At 60.1% G+C, this 16,118-nt stretch carries 10 protein-coding genes; 5 read left to right on the top strand and 5 right to left on the bottom strand.

Annotated elements, in window-relative coordinates; translation table 11 throughout:
* Positions 1 to 62: 62 nt before the first annotated feature.
* Positions 63 to 1,577 carry a polyphosphate:AMP phosphotransferase gene (gene pap / locus ATI02_RS25620; RefSeq protein WP_095189247.1) on the bottom strand — a complete coding sequence of 505 codons (1,515 nt, stop codon included), beginning with the start codon at positions 1,575 to 1,577 and terminating at the stop codon, positions 63 to 65.
* Between the two features lie 172 nt (positions 1,578 to 1,749).
* Between pap and mnmC the strand changes: the two genes are divergently transcribed.
* Positions 1,750 to 3,729, top strand: a complete 1,980-nt coding sequence (mnmC, locus tag ATI02_RS25615) for a bifunctional tRNA (5-methylaminomethyl-2-thiouridine)(34)-methyltransferase MnmC2/FAD-dependent 5-carboxymethylaminomethyl-2-thiouridine(34) oxidoreductase MnmC1 (RefSeq protein WP_100847719.1) — start codon at positions 1,750 to 1,752, stop codon at positions 3,727 to 3,729.
* Between the two features lie 26 nt (positions 3,730 to 3,755).
* On the opposite strand, the gene ATI02_RS25610 is transcribed toward mnmC, so the two are convergent.
* On the bottom strand, positions 3,756 to 8,681 hold the full coding sequence (locus tag ATI02_RS25610; RefSeq protein ID WP_157815149.1) for an NEL-type E3 ubiquitin ligase domain-containing protein: 4,926 nt from the start codon (positions 8,679 to 8,681) through the stop codon (positions 3,756 to 3,758).
* Positions 8,682 to 9,029: 348 nt separating this feature from the next.
* Between ATI02_RS25610 and ATI02_RS25600 the strand changes: the two genes are divergently transcribed.
* The 4 genes from ATI02_RS25600 (at position 9,030) to ATI02_RS25580 (ending at position 14,296) form a co-directional block, all read left to right on the top strand.
* The gene (locus ATI02_RS25600; protein ID WP_100847716.1) at positions 9,030 to 10,802 is read left to right on the top strand and encodes an N-acetylglutaminylglutamine amidotransferase; all 1,773 of its coding nucleotides are present in this window, start codon (positions 9,030 to 9,032) and stop codon (positions 10,800 to 10,802) included.
* Positions 10,803 to 10,805: 3 nt separating this feature from the next.
* Positions 10,806 to 12,551, top strand: coding sequence for an N-acetylglutaminylglutamine synthetase (ngg, locus tag ATI02_RS25595; RefSeq protein WP_095189251.1), 1,746 nt, complete (start codon positions 10,806 to 10,808; stop codon positions 12,549 to 12,551).
* A gap of 141 nt (positions 12,552 to 12,692) precedes the next feature.
* On the top strand, positions 12,693 to 13,883 hold the full coding sequence (locus tag ATI02_RS25585; RefSeq protein ID WP_100847715.1) for an osmoprotectant NAGGN system M42 family peptidase: 1,191 nt from the start codon (positions 12,693 to 12,695) through the stop codon (positions 13,881 to 13,883).
* 185 nt (positions 13,884 to 14,068) lie between these two features.
* Complete coding sequence (locus ATI02_RS25580) at positions 14,069 to 14,296, top strand: YheU family protein (protein WP_003192759.1); 228 nt, start codon at positions 14,069 to 14,071, stop codon at positions 14,294 to 14,296.
* Between the two features lie 5 nt (positions 14,297 to 14,301).
* On the opposite strand, the gene csrA is transcribed toward ATI02_RS25580, so the two are convergent.
* The 3 genes from csrA to ATI02_RS25565 form a co-directional block, all read right to left on the bottom strand.
* On the bottom strand, positions 14,302 to 14,487 hold the full coding sequence (csrA, locus tag ATI02_RS25575) for a carbon storage regulator CsrA (protein ID WP_095189253.1): 186 nt from the start codon (positions 14,485 to 14,487) through the stop codon (positions 14,302 to 14,304).
* Between the two features lie 148 nt (positions 14,488 to 14,635).
* Positions 14,636 to 14,968 (bottom strand): YnfA family protein, encoded by a 333-nt coding sequence (locus ATI02_RS25570; RefSeq protein ID WP_003226957.1) that lies wholly within the window; start codon positions 14,966 to 14,968, stop codon positions 14,636 to 14,638.
* 63 nt (positions 14,969 to 15,031) lie between these two features.
* Positions 15,032 to 15,847, bottom strand: coding sequence for an SDR family oxidoreductase (locus ATI02_RS25565; RefSeq protein WP_100847714.1), 816 nt, complete (start codon positions 15,845 to 15,847; stop codon positions 15,032 to 15,034).
* Between the last annotated feature and the right edge of the window lie 271 nt (positions 15,848 to 16,118).

Below are 16,118 nucleotides of genomic sequence, written 5' to 3'. Positions count from 1 at the left end.
CATAAGCCCACCAAATGACCGACCGCGACAATCATTCACCCCGCGTATGCGTGCCCATCGGCTCAGTCCTTGTGCTTTTTGGCCTTCTTGTCCGACTTCTCGAACGCCTCTTCCAGCGCTCGGTTGATGGTGCGCAACACTTTGACCCGGGCCCAGCGTTTGTCGTTGGCTTCGACCAGCGTCCACGGCGAGATTTCGGTGCTGGTGCGATCGACCATGTCGCCCACCGCCGTCCGATAGGCATCCCACTTGTCGCGGTTGCGCCAGTCGTCTTCGGTGATCTTGAAGCGCTTGAAGGGGATCTCTTCGCGCGCCTGGAAACGCTCGATCTGCGTGTCCTTGTCGATGGCCAGCCAGAACTTGACCACGATCACCCCGGCGTCGGCGATCTGCTCTTCAAAGTCATTGATTTCGCTGTACGCGCGCAGCCAGTCGGCCGGGCTGCAAAAGCCTTCGATACGTTCCACCAGCACGCGGCCATACCAGGAGCGGTCGAACACGGTGAACTTGCCCCGCGCCGGCAGGTGCCGCCAGAAACGCCACAAGTACGGCTGCGCCCGCTCCTCCTCGGTCGGCGCGGCGATCGGCACGATGCTGTACTGGCGCGGATCGAGGGCTGCCGCTACCCGGCGAATCGCCCCGCCCTTGCCTGCCGCATCGTTCCCTTCGAACACTGCAACCAGCGCGTGGCGACGCATGCGCTTGTCGCGCATCAGCCCGGACAGCCGCGCCTGCTCGGTGATCAGTTGTTCTTCGTAATCTTTCTTTTCCAGGCGCTGGGTAAGGTCGAGGCTGTCGAGCAGGTTGAGTTGATCGACCGCCGTGCCCAGTGGCGCAGCGTTGACTTCTTCGGTGTGCACATCCGGACGCTTCAGGGCGTTTTGCAGGCCCTCAAGCAGAATCTTGCCGACCGCCAGGCTGCGGTAATTGGCGTCCATGCCTTCAATGACATGCCACGGCGCGTAGTCACGACTGGTACGGCGCAGCACGCGCTCACCGTATTTGACGAACTTGTCGTAGGTTTGCGATTGCTGCCAGTCCAGCGGGCTGATGCGCCAACTGTGCAGCGGGTCATCCGCGAGAGACTTGAGCCGGGCCTTCATCTGTTTCTTGGACAGGTGGAACCAGAACTTGAAGATCAGTGCGCCTTCATCGCAGAGCATCTTTTCCAGACGCTCGGCAGCATTGATCGCCTGATCCAGGCGCGGATCCTTGAACAATCCATGCACCCGCCCCTGCAGCATCTGGCTGTACCAGTTACCGAAGAAAACCCCCATCCGCCCCTTCGCCGGGAGCATCCGCCAGTAACGCCAGGCCGGTGGCCGCGCCAGCTCTTCATCGGTCTGCTGGTCGAAGGTGCGCACTTCGATCAGGCGCGGATCCATCCACTCATTGAGCAACTTGACCGTCTCGCCCTTGCCCGCACCTTCGATGCCGTTGATCAATACGATCACCGGAAAGCGCTTTTGCTGCTGCAAGTCGAACTGCGCTTCGAGCAGCGCTTCACGCAGCGCAGGAACGGCAGCCTCGTAGGTGTCTTTGTCGATGGCGTGACCGATTTCAGCGGATTCAAACATTGGACGGCTCCTTCCAGAATTCAGCAAGACTAGCGGATTGGGCACAGGCGCGGCGCAGAAATTCCCGCGGGCGGTGGATTGTCCTTGAGACATCGCGAGCAAGCCTTGCCATGGATCAAGCAGCACCTGCGCGATCAGCTAGAATGGCCGCCTTGTCGTTGCCGAGCCTGCCATGAAACCTGTATTGCCCCACGCCCAACTCGACTGGGATGACCAGGGACGCCCGCGTTCGCGAGTGTTCGATGACGTGTATTTTTCCGATCAGTCGGGGCTGGATGAAACCCGCTATGTGTTCCTTGAACAAAACCGTCTGGCCGAGCGCTTCGCGGCGTTGCCGGCGGGTGGGCGGTTGGTCATCGGTGAGACCGGGTTCGGCACCGGGCTGAATTTTCTCTGCGCCTGGCAACTGTTCGAACAACACGCGGTGGCAGGTGCGCGCCTGCATTTTGTCAGTGTCGAAAAGTACCCGTTAAGCCCGGCCGACCTGCAACGCGCGCTGGCGTTGTGGCCAGAACTCAAACCGCTGGCCGATCAGTTGCTCAAGCACTACGTGGCGATTCATCAGGGCTTTCAGCGCATCACCCTGGCCAATGGTCGTGTGACGTTGACGCTGCTGATCGGCGATGCCCTGGAGCAACTGCCGCAGCTTGATGCGCAGATCGATGCGTGGTTTCTCGACGGCTTTGCCCCGGCGAAAAACCCCGACATGTGGACCGCCGAACTGTTCGTCGAACTGGCCCGACTGGCGGCGCCCGGCTCGACCATCAGCACCTTCACCAGCACCGGTTGGGTGCGGCGCCTGCTCAACGCCGCCGGGTTCAAGATGAAGCGCACGCCAGGCATCGGCCACAAATGGGAAATCCTGCGTGGCGAGTTCCTTGGCTGGCCCCAGGAAGTGCCGCCACCCGCCGCCGAGAAACCCTGGTTCGCGCGCCCAGCGCCGCTGAGCGGTGAACGTCGGGCCCTGGTGATCGGCGCCGGTCTGGCCGGTTGTGCCACCGCGGCGAGCCTCGCGGCGCGCGGCTGGCAAGTGAGTTTGCTCGAACGCCACGATGCCGTGGCGCAAGAGGCCTCGGGCAACCCGCAGGGCGTGTTGTACCTGAAACTGTCTGCTCACGGTACGGCGTTGTCGCAACTGATCGTCAGCGGCTTTGGTTACACCCGCCGCCTGCTCGAGAGCCTGCAGCGCGGTACCGACTGGGACGATTGCGGCGTGCTGCAACTGGCGTTCAACAGCAAAGAAGCCGAGCGTCACGCGCAGTTGGCCGAGGCATTCCCGCACGACCTGTTGCAGTGGCTCGATCAACCCCAAGCGCAGGCCCGTGCCGGCGTGGGCCTGGCCCATGGTGGCCTGTACTATCCCGAGGGCGGCTGGGTGCACCCGCCGGCGCTGTGCCAGGCACACGCCGCGCAGCCGAATATCGAGCTGCTCAGCCATCATGACGTGCTGGAGCTACGCAAGGTCGATGGCCAATGGCAGGCTTTCGACGGCGACCGTTTGCTCGCCAGCGCCGCCGTCGTGGTGCTGGCCGGTGCTGCGGAGATCAAGCGCTTTGCGCAAAGCGCCGAGCTGCCACTCAAGCGCATTCGCGGGCAGATCACCCGCCTCGCCCAGACCGCGCAAAGTCAGGCATTGGCCACGGTGGTCTGCGCCGAGGGGTATGTCGCACCTGCACGGCTGGGCGAACACACGCTGGGCGCCAGCTTCGATTTCAACAGCGACGACCTGACCCCGACCAGCGCCGAACACCAAGGCAATCTGGCAATGCTCGAAGAGATCTCCAGCGATCTGGTCGCGCGTCTGAACATCAGCGAACAGGCTGTCGAAGACCTTCAGGGCCGTGCGGCTTTTCGCTGCACCAGCCCGGACTATCTGCCGATCGTCGGCCCGCTGGCCGACCACGAAGCCTTCACTCAGGCGTATGCCGCACTGGCCAAGGATGCCCGGCAAGTGCCGGACATCGCTTGCCCATGGCTCGACGGTATGTACGTCAACAGCGGCCATGGCTCGCGGGGGCTGATCACTGCACCGCTGTCCGGCGAGCTGCTCGCCGCCTGGCTGGACAACGAACCGCTGCCGTTACCGCGCAGTGTGGCTGAGGCGTGTCACCCCAATCGTTTTGCCTTGCGGCGGTTGATCAGGGGTAAGTAAATCCGCTCGCCGACACCGGTGACATATCAGTTTGGAATCGCGCAGATCCCGACATCCCCCACACGCAATGCTTCGGTGGTCAGGCTTCTGAACACCTCGTTCTCGGCCTGCTCTTTGTGCATCATTAATCCATCCATTTGTTTGCGGTATTCGGCACTTGTCAGCGTATCGGCCTTGTCGAACAGCGCTTGTATTTTGGGTGCATGGATTTCATCTATGGCGGAAAACTTCGAGGGATCATTGCGTTTCAGGTGATCGCACCAGAAGGGCTGACGCACGATGAAATCTTTCCACTTGGTGGACATTTCAGCAGCGTCTACCTGGCTTTTGGCCGATTCCAGATCCGTCGCCTTCACGCCGCTCAGTGCCGCGAAGCGCATGTGTCGCGGTTGGCCCGGCAACTCATAATGTTCTGCCAGCCCGGTGCGGTAAGCCAGACTGACCTCCAGCGGATCGACACTCGCATTTTGCTTCACATGCTCCTGAGCGATCTGTTCCAGTTGTTCGAGCCTGAACAAACCGCGGCCCAGTTTGAGCAATGCAGCCGTCGATGCCCTGCCGTCGCGGGTCACTTTATCGACCTCGACGGCTACTTCCAGATGACTGAAGTTCAATGCTGCCGAATCGGTACAGTTGATCGGATTGGCGGCCAGGTCCAGCACCTGTTCTCGCAACGTGGCATTGGACTCAGCCGCTTCCAGCACGTCCCAGACGCGACGGGTCATGTCCTCGTTGACCCTGACACTGTCAGCGGTACTGCCCAACTCGGCCAGCAAATGGAACAACCCTTCGGCGGCCGGCTCATCCTTGAACGCTGTCCAGATCGGTTCGCGACGGGCCCACTGGGTGCCGGCGATCTCCTTGAACCAGAGCGAGCGTGCCTGTTGTTCATCCAGGCGCGCCAGATCGTCTTCCAGGTAGCCCATACCGATACCCGTGCGGTCACGGTATGCCGTCAATAAATCACTGCTGGCCTGTGACAGCTCGTTATGGCGCAGGTTGATCGTCTCGCTGAACTGTCTGGGCGTGTCGAACAACCAGGCCGGCAATTGCTTGATGGCATTGTTGCGCAGATCCACGCGGTCAAGATTGGGCAAGCGCGAAAGCCCTTTGGGCAGCTCCGTGGCATGAGTATTACGCAGAGACAGGTAGCGCAGATCAAACATCTTGCCGACATCGGGCGTGGCCCCCAGGCGATTTCCGCTGAGATTCAAGCTGTACAGCGTGCGCAGGCCGGCCAGCTGCGCGAGTGATTGTTCGGTGAGTTTGATGCTGTTGTCGGCCAGGCTCAGCCATTTGAGTTCGGGCATAAGCGACAAGGCCTGGGGCAGCGCTGTGAGTTGATTGGCGTCCAGTTGCAGCGTCTCGACTTGTTTGAAAAATTTTAAAAACCCGCCAATGTCATCGCCCAACTGCATGTTCTTCAGCGACAGCTCTCGGACATGTTCGAAGCTGACCTCGGCGGGCAGCGACGGCAGACTGCCGACGCGCATGCCGTCAAGCTTGAGGCCGCAAACAGGTCTGCCCTGCGCATCAGGCAACAGAATTCGGCGGCGGAAACAGTCCTCAATCCGAAAAGCCGTCTCCTGCCGGCTTTTGAACTGATCGCGGACTTGCGCCGCATCCGCTGTTTCGTCCTTTTGTTCGCTCCAGGTGCCCAATGTTTCGCGCAAGCTCTGCAGATCGAGGCGCAACTGTTTGACCCGGTTGGCACGTGTCAGGGGGTCGTCACCAAGGTTGTCGAGAAACGCCTCGGCTTGCGCTTCGGTAAATAAAGGAAACAGTTTGCGCACCTTGCGCAGCAAGGTCCGGCCATGGCGAGAAGAAAATAAGGGTGGGTCAGCCTGAACACAGTTCGGCTCTGCGATCACCGGCTCGAACTCACCACCGGCCACCATCCGCGCACCTTGCTCACGCTCGACCAAAGCCGTCTCAAGAAGTCGGTTGCGCAATCTCGCACTGTTACTCGCTGTCGGATTGGGGAAACCGGCAGCGGTACGTCTACCTGGAGGAAGAGCCTTGAGGATCGCTTCGTACAAACTGTCCGGGCCGGCAGGTGCCAGTCCCAACGAGAGCCCGTTACCGTCGAATGCTTCGTAACCCTTGGCGGATTTCACCAGTTTGCAGGTATCGAGCAGCATCGCCGACTCTTTGCCGGTCGCCTCCAGTATCGTCCCTGTGAGCGTACTTTCATGCAACTCAAGGCGCACATCCGGGCTCCATCCAGTCAGGCGGGGCAGCATCTGGATCGCCAGCTTCTCGGTATAGCCATCTGCTATATCAGGCAGATAAAATCCGGCCAACACTCGATCCAGGCGAACGTTGTGGCTGGCTTGGCGAACCGACTGTGCAAGCTCCATTGATACCCGACCAGTCTCCCGTAGCAACGTCCGTTGAACGCTCGACGCCCGGTCAATCAATGCCTGCGCATAGCGCACGGGGAGATCGGGATACAGCTTGCGCAGTTTCAGGACTTCGTCGACGTCGCTTTGGTCGTAGGTTTGATAGAGCTGCTCGAACAACGGCCGCTGATTGGCTTTGACGGCGGCGCCGAGTTTTTTCGCCAGTTGTACGCTCTGCTCGCTGCTGGCAACTTTGGCGCCGAGCAAGGTCGTCACTTCCTTCTGCGACAGCCCCTTGACGACAGTCTTGAGCAACTCGCCGCTGCTTAACTGATCTTCAGTGACGACGACACTGAGCGCATCGTCCTGCGCCTGCACTTGAGGGTAGGTTGCAATGACCTGTTCGTTGTCGTCGATGACCTTGATGTAGCGGTCAGTCGGCCATTGCTTGAGCTTGGGCAAGGTATACAGCTGCTCTTGGGTATAGCGGGTGCTTCGAGCATTTCCCGCCTGCATGTCGGCGATAAAATCGCGCACCCGGCGTTCAAGACTGAAACGCTCGATGGTGTCGCGTAACCGCGGCGGCAGCGACAAATTTTCCTCGAACGTACGATGCAATTCGTCATAGGGGGTTTGCGTGAGCCGGCGCATCATATCCAGACGAAGATCCTCAACGCTGGCCAGCGTTGGATCAATACGTTTGAGCGTGTAGCCGGAGCCGGCCCATTGGCTGGCCTCTTCGGCCGGATGGCGCCAGCCTCCTTCAACCCCTTCTTGCAGCTCAGGCGCGAAGGCCGTCTTGCGCGTCGGATGTTCAAGGCGCCAGGTCTTCGATTCGGCGGAGTGTTGACCTGCGTACAACAAATCGCCGATTCGACCAAAGGTCTTGCCCCGTACGTGAAAGAAGCCTTTGGCGTCAATGAGCGCAGTTGCAGTCTGCGGCATTGATTGCGCATAGGCGGCCAGTTGCGGGCGCCACAAGCGTGCCTTGCCGGCGGGATCGAGAATCGCCGCAAACCCGGCAAAAAACTCCGGGTGCGCGCGCACGGTTTTTTTCACCAGCGACCCGATGATTTTCTGCCCGCCCGCCGTGGCGCCCATCAGCACAATGTTCTCGGCCACGCTGAGAAAGTGCGCCAAAGCCTCCTGTCGATCACCCTGTCCCCAGTCCTCGACGCCTTCAAAAACTTCGCCCAGCAGTTGCCCCACAGCGACGCCCATCATCAACTGGCCGAGTACCGGAATAAAAAACCCAGCCAGAGAAGCGACAGTCACACTGACTTCGAGGTAATTGAGCAGTCGCTTTTTGCGTGCTTCCTCATCCACGTCCGTAGTCGGTACGACGAGCTTGCGCGCATCGATCTGCAGCTTGCCGAGATGGCTTTGCACCATGAAATCAACCAGCGAAACGGTGATCGGCAGCGCTTTGATGGTGCCCAGATCGCGCTTGTCGGCGTACGCCTTGAAGAAGTCGACCTTGTTGTCTTCGTCGAGGCTGTTGGCAAAGTAATCCTTGTAGCGTCTCACACTCAGTTTCAGCGTCAGGTATTCCTTGAACGAGGCGAAACTGGGGTAATCGTAAACCGGTCGATCAGGCTCGCCAGGCATGTAAACCAGGCACCATTCGTTGGGGTGGGTTTCGATCGAGCGCAGCGAAAACACCACCACGCCCCAGATGCAACTGTCTCGAATTTCGATACCCTGCATGATCAACGGCTGATTGCGGTAATGCAGGGTTTGCGCGCTGACCACGCCATTCGCGTCGATCAGCCGCTGCAAAGTCTCGCCACCCGCTGGCGTGATATGTTTTTTCGCCAGAGCGAGGTTCACATCCAGTTGCAGTTGCAGCTTCTTCAGGGTGCCAATGTCTTCGCTCACACGACTACCGACAACGGCGTTGTTGTCCTTGTCGCGCAGCCCGAAAACCTGTTCGAAGTGTGCCTGGTAGCGCTTGCCCAGATCCAGCGTGCGACACACTTTGGCGAAAGCCTGCGGAGTCAGCCCGTCGATGCCTTGCGGCGCGCTGTCGACACTGACGACGCTGCCAGCCGGAAAGCCGTCCGCCGTCTCTTCATCGGCGGTGAAATTTTGCATCGCCGCTTCCAGCAGTGACTGTGTCGCCGGGGGAATGCTGACTTGGGCCGGTTTGGCTTGGGCAGAAGGCGCACCCGGCGCTGGCGAAACCGAAGCCGTCTCAACGGTCGGGACCTTGGCGGCCGCGGTCTGAACGGCGGCACTGCCCGCCTGCGTCGTGGCGTTGACCGCCTGGGTGGTCGCGATCAGGTTTTGTACTCCCGCCGTTTCCGGGGCCGGTGCACAATCACAATCGGCACCGGGCAGTTCCAGATGGTCATGCTCGACGTCGAACTCCACGTCCTGCCACTTCTCGCTCAGCGCAGTATTCAGAGCGTTGATGCAGAAAGCTTTCATCGGTTGCAAGCGCTTCAGTTCGACGTCTACTTTCTCTCTGATTGCGTCGAGATCACGAGCCGTCTTGTCGACGGCTCCCAGCGTGGCCGGTGACGTTTTCAGCAGCCATGGCGGCAGGCTTTTTTGCAAGGCCTCGGCGGTGTCGAGATCGCCGGTGGCCTGCAAAAAAGCAGCCAGCATCTGTGTCTGCGTCAATGGCGCGGAGGGTACTTTTTTCTCTTCAGTCGGCATCGGCAATATTCCTTTATTGCTGGTTCGAGCCTTTACCCTATCGATCCTGCGCTTTGATTAAAAATACGAATAACTGCACGGTTTTCCGCTGTTCAGAGCAGAAATTGCAATGTTTGCCCTATCTATATACCGCACGGATAAGCGTTGAATCTGCTAATGGTCCGCCGGTCAGACAAGCCCACTTATAACTTATCGTTCTAAAACTCCACTTACCGCAGCAGGTCAGTTTCTGAGTACCCGCCCTTTGCGAGGTACGGCTTGACCCCTCTCCCCAACGGAAAAACCGGTAAGGACTTTATGTGCGGATTAGCTGGCGAGTTACGTTTTGATCAACAACCTGCAGACCTTGCAGCGGTAGAACGCATCACCCATCACCTGGCACCTCGCGGGCCTGACGCGTGGGGTTTCCATGCCCAAGGGCCGATTGCTCTGGGCCATCGCCGTTTGAAAATCATGGACCTGTCGGACGGCTCGGCGCAGCCGATGATCGACAGCCAGTTGGGCCTGTCACTGGCCTTCAACGGCGCGATCTACAATTTTCCGGAACTGCGTGCCGAACTCGAAGCGCTGGGCTACGCCTTCTATTCCGGTGGCGACACCGAAGTGCTGCTCAAGGGCTATCACGCCTGGGGCGAAGCACTGCTGCCAAAACTCAACGGCATGTTCGCCTTCGCCATCTGGGAGCGCGACGCCAAGCGTCTGTTCATCGCCCGTGACCGTCTCGGCGTGAAGCCGTTGTACCTGTCGCGCACCGGCCAGCGCTTGCGCTTTGCCTCGGCCCTGCCGGCATTGCTCAAGGGCGGTGATATCAACCCGATCCTCGACCCGGTGGCGCTGAACCATTACCTGAATTTCCACGCCGTGGTGCCTGCACCGCGCACGCTGCTGGCAGGCATCGAAAAACTGCCGCCAGCGACCTGGATGCGCGTTGAAGCCGATGGCACCACCGAGCAGAAAACCTGGTGGACCTTGCCGTACGGCCCCCACGATGACGAAAAAAATCTGACCCTCGAAGACTGGGTCGACCGCGTCCTCGACAGCACCCGCGAAGCCGTGGCGATCCGTCAACGCGCGGCCGTGGATGTCGGTGTATTGCTGTCCGGCGGTGTCGATTCGAGCATGTTGGTCGGTCTATTGCGTGAAGTCGGTGTGGAAGACCTGTCGACCTTTTCTATCGGTTTCCAGGATGCCGGTGGCGAGCGCGGCGACGAGTTCCAGTACTCCGACCTGATCGCCAAGCACTACGGCACCCAACATCACCAACTGCGCATCGACGAGAAAGAGATCATCGAACAATTGCCCGCCGCGTTCCGTGCGATGAGCGAGCCGATGGTCAGCCACGACTGCATCGCGTTCTATCTGCTGTCGCGCGAAGTGGCCAAGCACTGCAAAGTGGTGCAGAGCGGCCAGGGCGCTGACGAACTGTTCGCCGGTTATCACTGGTACCCGCAAGTGGACGGCGCGGCCGATCCTTACGCGACGTATCGCGAGGCATTTTTCGACCGCAGCTACGACGACTACGCCGCCACTGTGCAACCGAAATGGCTGACCGCCAATGACGCCGCCGGTGACTTCGTGAAGGAACATTTCTCCCAACCCGGCGCTGATGAGGCGGTGGACAAGGCCCTGCGTCTGGACAGCACGGTGATGCTGGTGGACGACCCGGTCAAACGCGTCGACAACATGACCATGGCCTGGGGGCTGGAGGCGCGCACACCGTTTCTCGACTATCGACTGGTCGAACTGTCGGCGCGGGTTCCCGGCAAATTCAAGCTGCCTGATGGCGGCAAGCAAGTGCTGAAAGAAGCCGCACGACGGGTCATTCCAAGTGAAGTGATCGACCGCAAGAAGGGCTACTTCCCGGTGCCTGGCCTCAAGCATTTGCAGGGTGACACGCTGAACTGGGTGCGCGAACTGCTGCTTGATCCGAGCCAGGATCGCGGCCTGTTCAACCCGGCCATGCTCGACAAACTGCTGACTGACCCGCAAGGCCAACTGACGCCGTTGCGCGGTTCGAAGCTGTGGCAACTGGCGGCCCTGAACCTGTGGCTCAGTGAACAAGGAATCTGATTGATGAAACCCCACGCCACGGCCATTAACCAACGCCTGATACGCGGCCAGACTCCGTCGTATGAACGTTTGCAGGCGCGTCTGGCCGAAGACGGCAGCGAACTCGCCACCGCCCCGATTGCCGTGCATTGCGGCTGGGGCCGGTTGCTGATCGGGCATACTTTTCCCGACCCGGCGACACTGGCCCGGGAGCTGCTCAACGAGCAGCCCGGCGAGCGTGATATCGCCCTGTACGTCGCCGCGCCGCAGCAGATTCTCGGCCTCGAACCGACGCAACTGTTTCTCGACCCGTCCGACACCCTGCGCCTGTGGTTCAGCGACTATCGCCCGTCCACCCGAGTATTTCGCGGCTTTCGTATTCGGCGTGCGCAAAGTGACGCGGACTGGCAGGCAATCAATCACCTGTACCAGGCGCGCGGCATGTTGCCGATCGATCCGACGCTGCTCACCCCGCGTCATCAGGGCGGCCCGGTTTACTGGCTGGCCGAGGATGAAGACAGCGGCGCGGTGATCGGCAGCGTCATGGGCCTGAATCACCACAAGGCGTTCAACGACCCGGAAAACGGCAGCAGCCTCTGGTGCCTGGCGGTTGATCCGCAGTGCTCGCGCCCCGGTGTCGGCGAAGTGCTGGTGCGGCACCTGATCGAGCACTTCATGAGTCGCGGCCTGAGCTATCTGGATCTATCGGTGTTGCACGACAACCGCCAGGCGAAAAACCTCTACGCCAAACTCGGTTTCCGCAACCTCTCGACCTTCGCGATCAAGCGCAAGAACGGCATCAATCAGACGCTGTTCCTCGGCCCAGGGCCGGAAGCCGACTTCAATCCCTATGCGCGGATCATCGTCGAAGAGGCCCATCGTCGCGGTATCGACGTGCAAGTGGATGACGCCGAAGCCGGACTGTTCACCCTCAGTCATGGCGGGCGCCGAGTGCGTTGCCGCGAATCGCTGAGCGACCTGACCAGTGCGATCAGCATGAGCTTGTGTCAGGACAAAAGCCTGACTCACAAAGTGCTGAAAGCCGCAGGGCTCAAGCTGCCCGCGCAGCAATTGGCCGGCAACGCCGACGACAATCTGGCCTTTCTCGACGAGCATCAGCGGGTGGTGGTCAAACCACTCGACGGAGAACAGGGCCAAGGCGTCGCGGTGGATTTGCAGAGCATCGAAGAGGTGCAGCAGGCCATCGAATCGGCCAGGCAATTTGATAGCCGAGTGCTGTTGGAGAGTTTCCACGAAGGTCTCGACCTGCGGATTCTGGTGATTGGTTTTGAAGTGGTGGCGGCAGCGATTCGTCGTCCGGCGGAAGTGATCGGCGATGGTCAGCATTCGATTGGTGCGCTGATCGAAGCCCAGAGCCGACGCCGGCAAGCGGCCACGGGTGGCGAAAGCAAAATCCCGCTGGATCACGAAACCCAGCGCACTTTGCATGCGGCCGGTTACGACTACAGCAGCGTCTTGCCCGCGGGCGAGCATCTGTTTGTGCGGCGCACGGCGAATCTGCACACCGGCGGCACGCTGGAGGATGTCACGGCGATTCTGCATCCGACCTTGGTGGATGCGGCGGTGCGGGCGGCGCGCGCACTGGATATTCCGATGGTCGGCCTTGATTTGATGGTGCCGGCGGCGGATCAACCGGAGTACGTGTTTATCGAAGCCAACGAACGCGCAGGCCTGGCCAACCATGAACCGCAACCGACGGCTGAGCGGTTTGTCGATTTGTTGTTTCCGCACAGTCAGCCGGTTGTCTGAACATTTCCTGATCGTTCCCACGCTCGGCGTGGGAACGCCTCACCGGACGCTCTGCGTCCTCTCTTGGGACGCCGAGCGTCCCGGGCTGCATTCCCACGCCGAGCGTGGGAACGATCAGTGCTCAACCCATCAGGAGTTTCCATGACCACGCAAATCCCCGAACCGGATCTCAACTACCTGCAAAAAGTCCTTCTGGAAATGCTCGCCATTCCCAGCCCAACCGGGTTCACCGACACCATCGTGCGCTACGTCGCCGAGCGTCTGGAAGAACTCGGCATCCCTTTTGAAATGACCCGGCGCGGCACCATTCGCGCCACGCTCAAGGGTAAAAAGAACAGTCCCGATCGCGCGGTCTCGGCGCATCTCGACACCATTGGTGCCGCCGTTCGGGCGATCAAAGACAACGGGCGTCTGACGCTCGCCCCGGTCGGCTGCTGGTCGAGCCGTTTTGCCGAGGGCAGTCGTGTCAGCCTGTTCACCGACAACGGCGTGATTCGCGGCAGTGTGTTGCCGCTGATGGCTTCCGGGCATGCGTTCAACACTGCCGTGGATGAGATGCCGATCAGTTGGGATCACGTCGAACTGCGCCTCGATGCCTACTGCGCGACCAAGGCCGATTGCGACTCGCTGGGCATCAGCGTCGGCGATGTGGTGGCGTTCGATCCGCTGCCGGAGTTCACCGAAAGCGGCCATATCAGCGCCCGTCACCTGGATGACAAGGCCGGCGTCGCTGCGCTGCTGGCATCGCTTAAAGCCATCGTCGACAGCGGCCAGGAGTTGATGATCGACTGCCATCCGCTGTTCACCATCACCGAAGAAACCGGCAGCGGCGCGGCGGCAGCATTGCCGTGGGACGTCAGCGAGTTCGTCGGCATCGACATCGCACCGGTCGCACCCGGACAGCATTCCAACGAACACGCGGTGAGCGTGGCGATGCAGGATTCCGGCGGGCCGTACGACTATCACCTGTCGCGGCACTTGCTGCGTCTGGCCGGGGAAAACGAACTGCCGGTGCGCCGCGACCTGTTCCGCTACTACTTCAGCGATGCACATTCGGCGGTGACCGCCGGCCACGACATTCGAACCGCCCTGCTCGCCTTTGGCTGCGATGCGACCCATGGTTATGAGCGCACGCACATCGACAGTCTGGCAGCGCTGAGTCGCTTGCTCGGGGCGTACATCCTGAGCCCTCCGGTGTTCGCCAGCGATGCGGCGCCGGCCAATGCTTCGCTGGATCGCTTCAGTCATCAGATCGAACATGACACGCAGATGGAGAGCGAAACGCGAGTGCCGCCAGTGGACAGTCTGGTGGGGCAGCGCTCGGACAATTAAATCTCTGTTGCCAGAGCCATCGCCTTCGCGAGCAGGTCGAATCGTCGCACCGTCGCTCCCACAGGGAAACGCATTCCAAATGTGGGAGCGAGCCTGCTCGCGAAGGGGCCAGATCAAGCAGCACAAAACTGGCAGTCGATCGCCAATCGCCGTAGCATCCCGCCATTGATTTAGCCGAGGTGCCCATGCTTATTCCCTACGACGCGCTTGAAGTCGACACCCTCACCCGCCTGATCGAAGATTTCGTCACCCGCGATGGCACTGACAATGGCGATGACACGCCGCTGGAAACCCGCGTGCTGCGCGTACGCCAGGCGCTGACCAAGGGCCAGGCGCTGATTGTCTTCGACCCGGAAAGCGAGCAGTGCCAGTTGATGCTCAAGCACGATGTGCCCAAGCATCTGTTCGATTGAAACCCTCAGCGCACTTTTTGCGTGGCCTGCTTGCGCTGGATTCGCTCATAGACCTCCGCGCGGTGCACGTTGACCTTCTGCGGTGCGTCGACGCCAAAGCGCACGCTGGAGCCGTTCACTGACAGAACGCGTAAGGTGATGTCATCACCGATTGAGATCAACTCACCAACGACACGGCTGAGCACAAGCATGAGATTCGTCCTTCAAGGTTAACGAACCCTGAAGATGCGCGGCTTGCGGCGGCTCTACAATGCGTCGCGGGCAAATCAGTAATGCCCTACAACGTCGTAGCGCAGTGCCCTTCAGATATTTCCTGCAAATCGCTATACAGGCTTCGCCTCAAGCGGCAGAAAAGCGTGGACCAAACAAAATCACGCTGGCACCGATCACGCACAGCGCCACGCCGATCCAGTCCGAACCCAACGGCCGAACACGCTCGACCACAGCCAGCCAGCCGATCGACGCCACGATGTAGATCCCGCCATAAGCGGCATAGGCACGACCGGCATAGGCCGCTTCAACACGCGTCAACAACAGCGCGAACAAGGTCAGGCTGAGCAGCGCGGGGATCACCCACAGGGCACTTTTGCCTTGGCGCAGCCACATGAAGAAGGCAAAACAACCGGCGATTTCAAACAGTGCCGCGAGAAAGAACCACAGATAATTGAGCATTGACGCGTCTCGACAGGGTGACCATTGCGGCCACCCTAACCACGCCGCACTTGTGGGGCAAGTTCAGCCGTTGCTCTGTTTGGCCTTGGCGCGCATTTTCTCGGCCATGGAGGTCATTTCGTTGTAGAGCAGTTGCGGATTCTTCTGTTTGATCGCCCAGGCCATTCTCCCCTGCTCGTGGGGCAGGATCATGAATTCGCCGGCAGCCACTTGCTGATAGATGTAATCGGCGATGTCCGCAGCGGTGATTGGCGAACTCTCCAGCAACTTGCCAACCTGCGCCTTCATCGCCGGGGTCGGACCACGGAAAGAATCGAGCAGATTGGTCTGGAAGAACGACGGACACACCACATGCACGCCGACTTCCTGCTGTGCCAGTTCGATCAACAGGCTTTCTGACAAGGCCACTACGCCCGCTTTGGCAACGTTGTAGTTGCTCATCGCCGGGCCTTGCATCAACGCGGCCATGGAGGCGATGTTGATGATCTTGCCCTTGCTTTGCTCAAGCAGCGGCAAAAACGCCTTGCAGCCCTTGACCACGCCCATCAGGTTGATCGCGATCTGCCAGTCCCAGTCTTCCAGCGACAGTTCGCTGAAGAACCCGCCAGACGCCACGCCAGCATTATTGACGATGATGTCGATGCCACCGAGTTTCTCTTCACAGGCCTGGGCGAACGCGGTGAGCTGGCTGTAATCACGCACATCGCAGCGTTGAACAAAGCCGTCACCACCGGCCTCACGGACCATTTTCAGGGTTTCCTGCAGGCCGGGTTCGCTGACATCGGACAAGGCCAGTTGCCAGCCTTCACGCGCCCAGCGCAGCGCGATTTCGCGACCCAGGCCCGAGCCTGCACCAGTGATCATCATGCGATTTTGCATAGCGGACAGCCTTGTTGTTCTTGGGAAGATGCGCCGAGTGTAGCGAAGGATCAGCCGCCAGCCTCGCTCCATCAGATTGCTGAATGGTGGGGGCAAACCGTGGCGCGTTTGATCCGTTGAGAGGGACTAAGTTCTGAACTTGCAGCAGTGGAAAAGGAAATAAGAGCGCGATCCAAATACATTAAAAAAACATTGAATTTTCTGTCACGCGCACCAGTCGGAATTTATAAGCCGTCTGGAAATACTTAGTCTCCAGTCGCCCTTGAACACC

This window comes from Pseudomonas baetica (assembly GCF_002813455.1).
GTDB lineage: Bacteria > Pseudomonadota > Gammaproteobacteria > Pseudomonadales > Pseudomonadaceae > Aquipseudomonas > Aquipseudomonas baetica.
The sequence above is the reverse complement of the archived record's forward strand: the minus strand, read 5'-3'. Positions and strand labels throughout refer to the sequence as shown.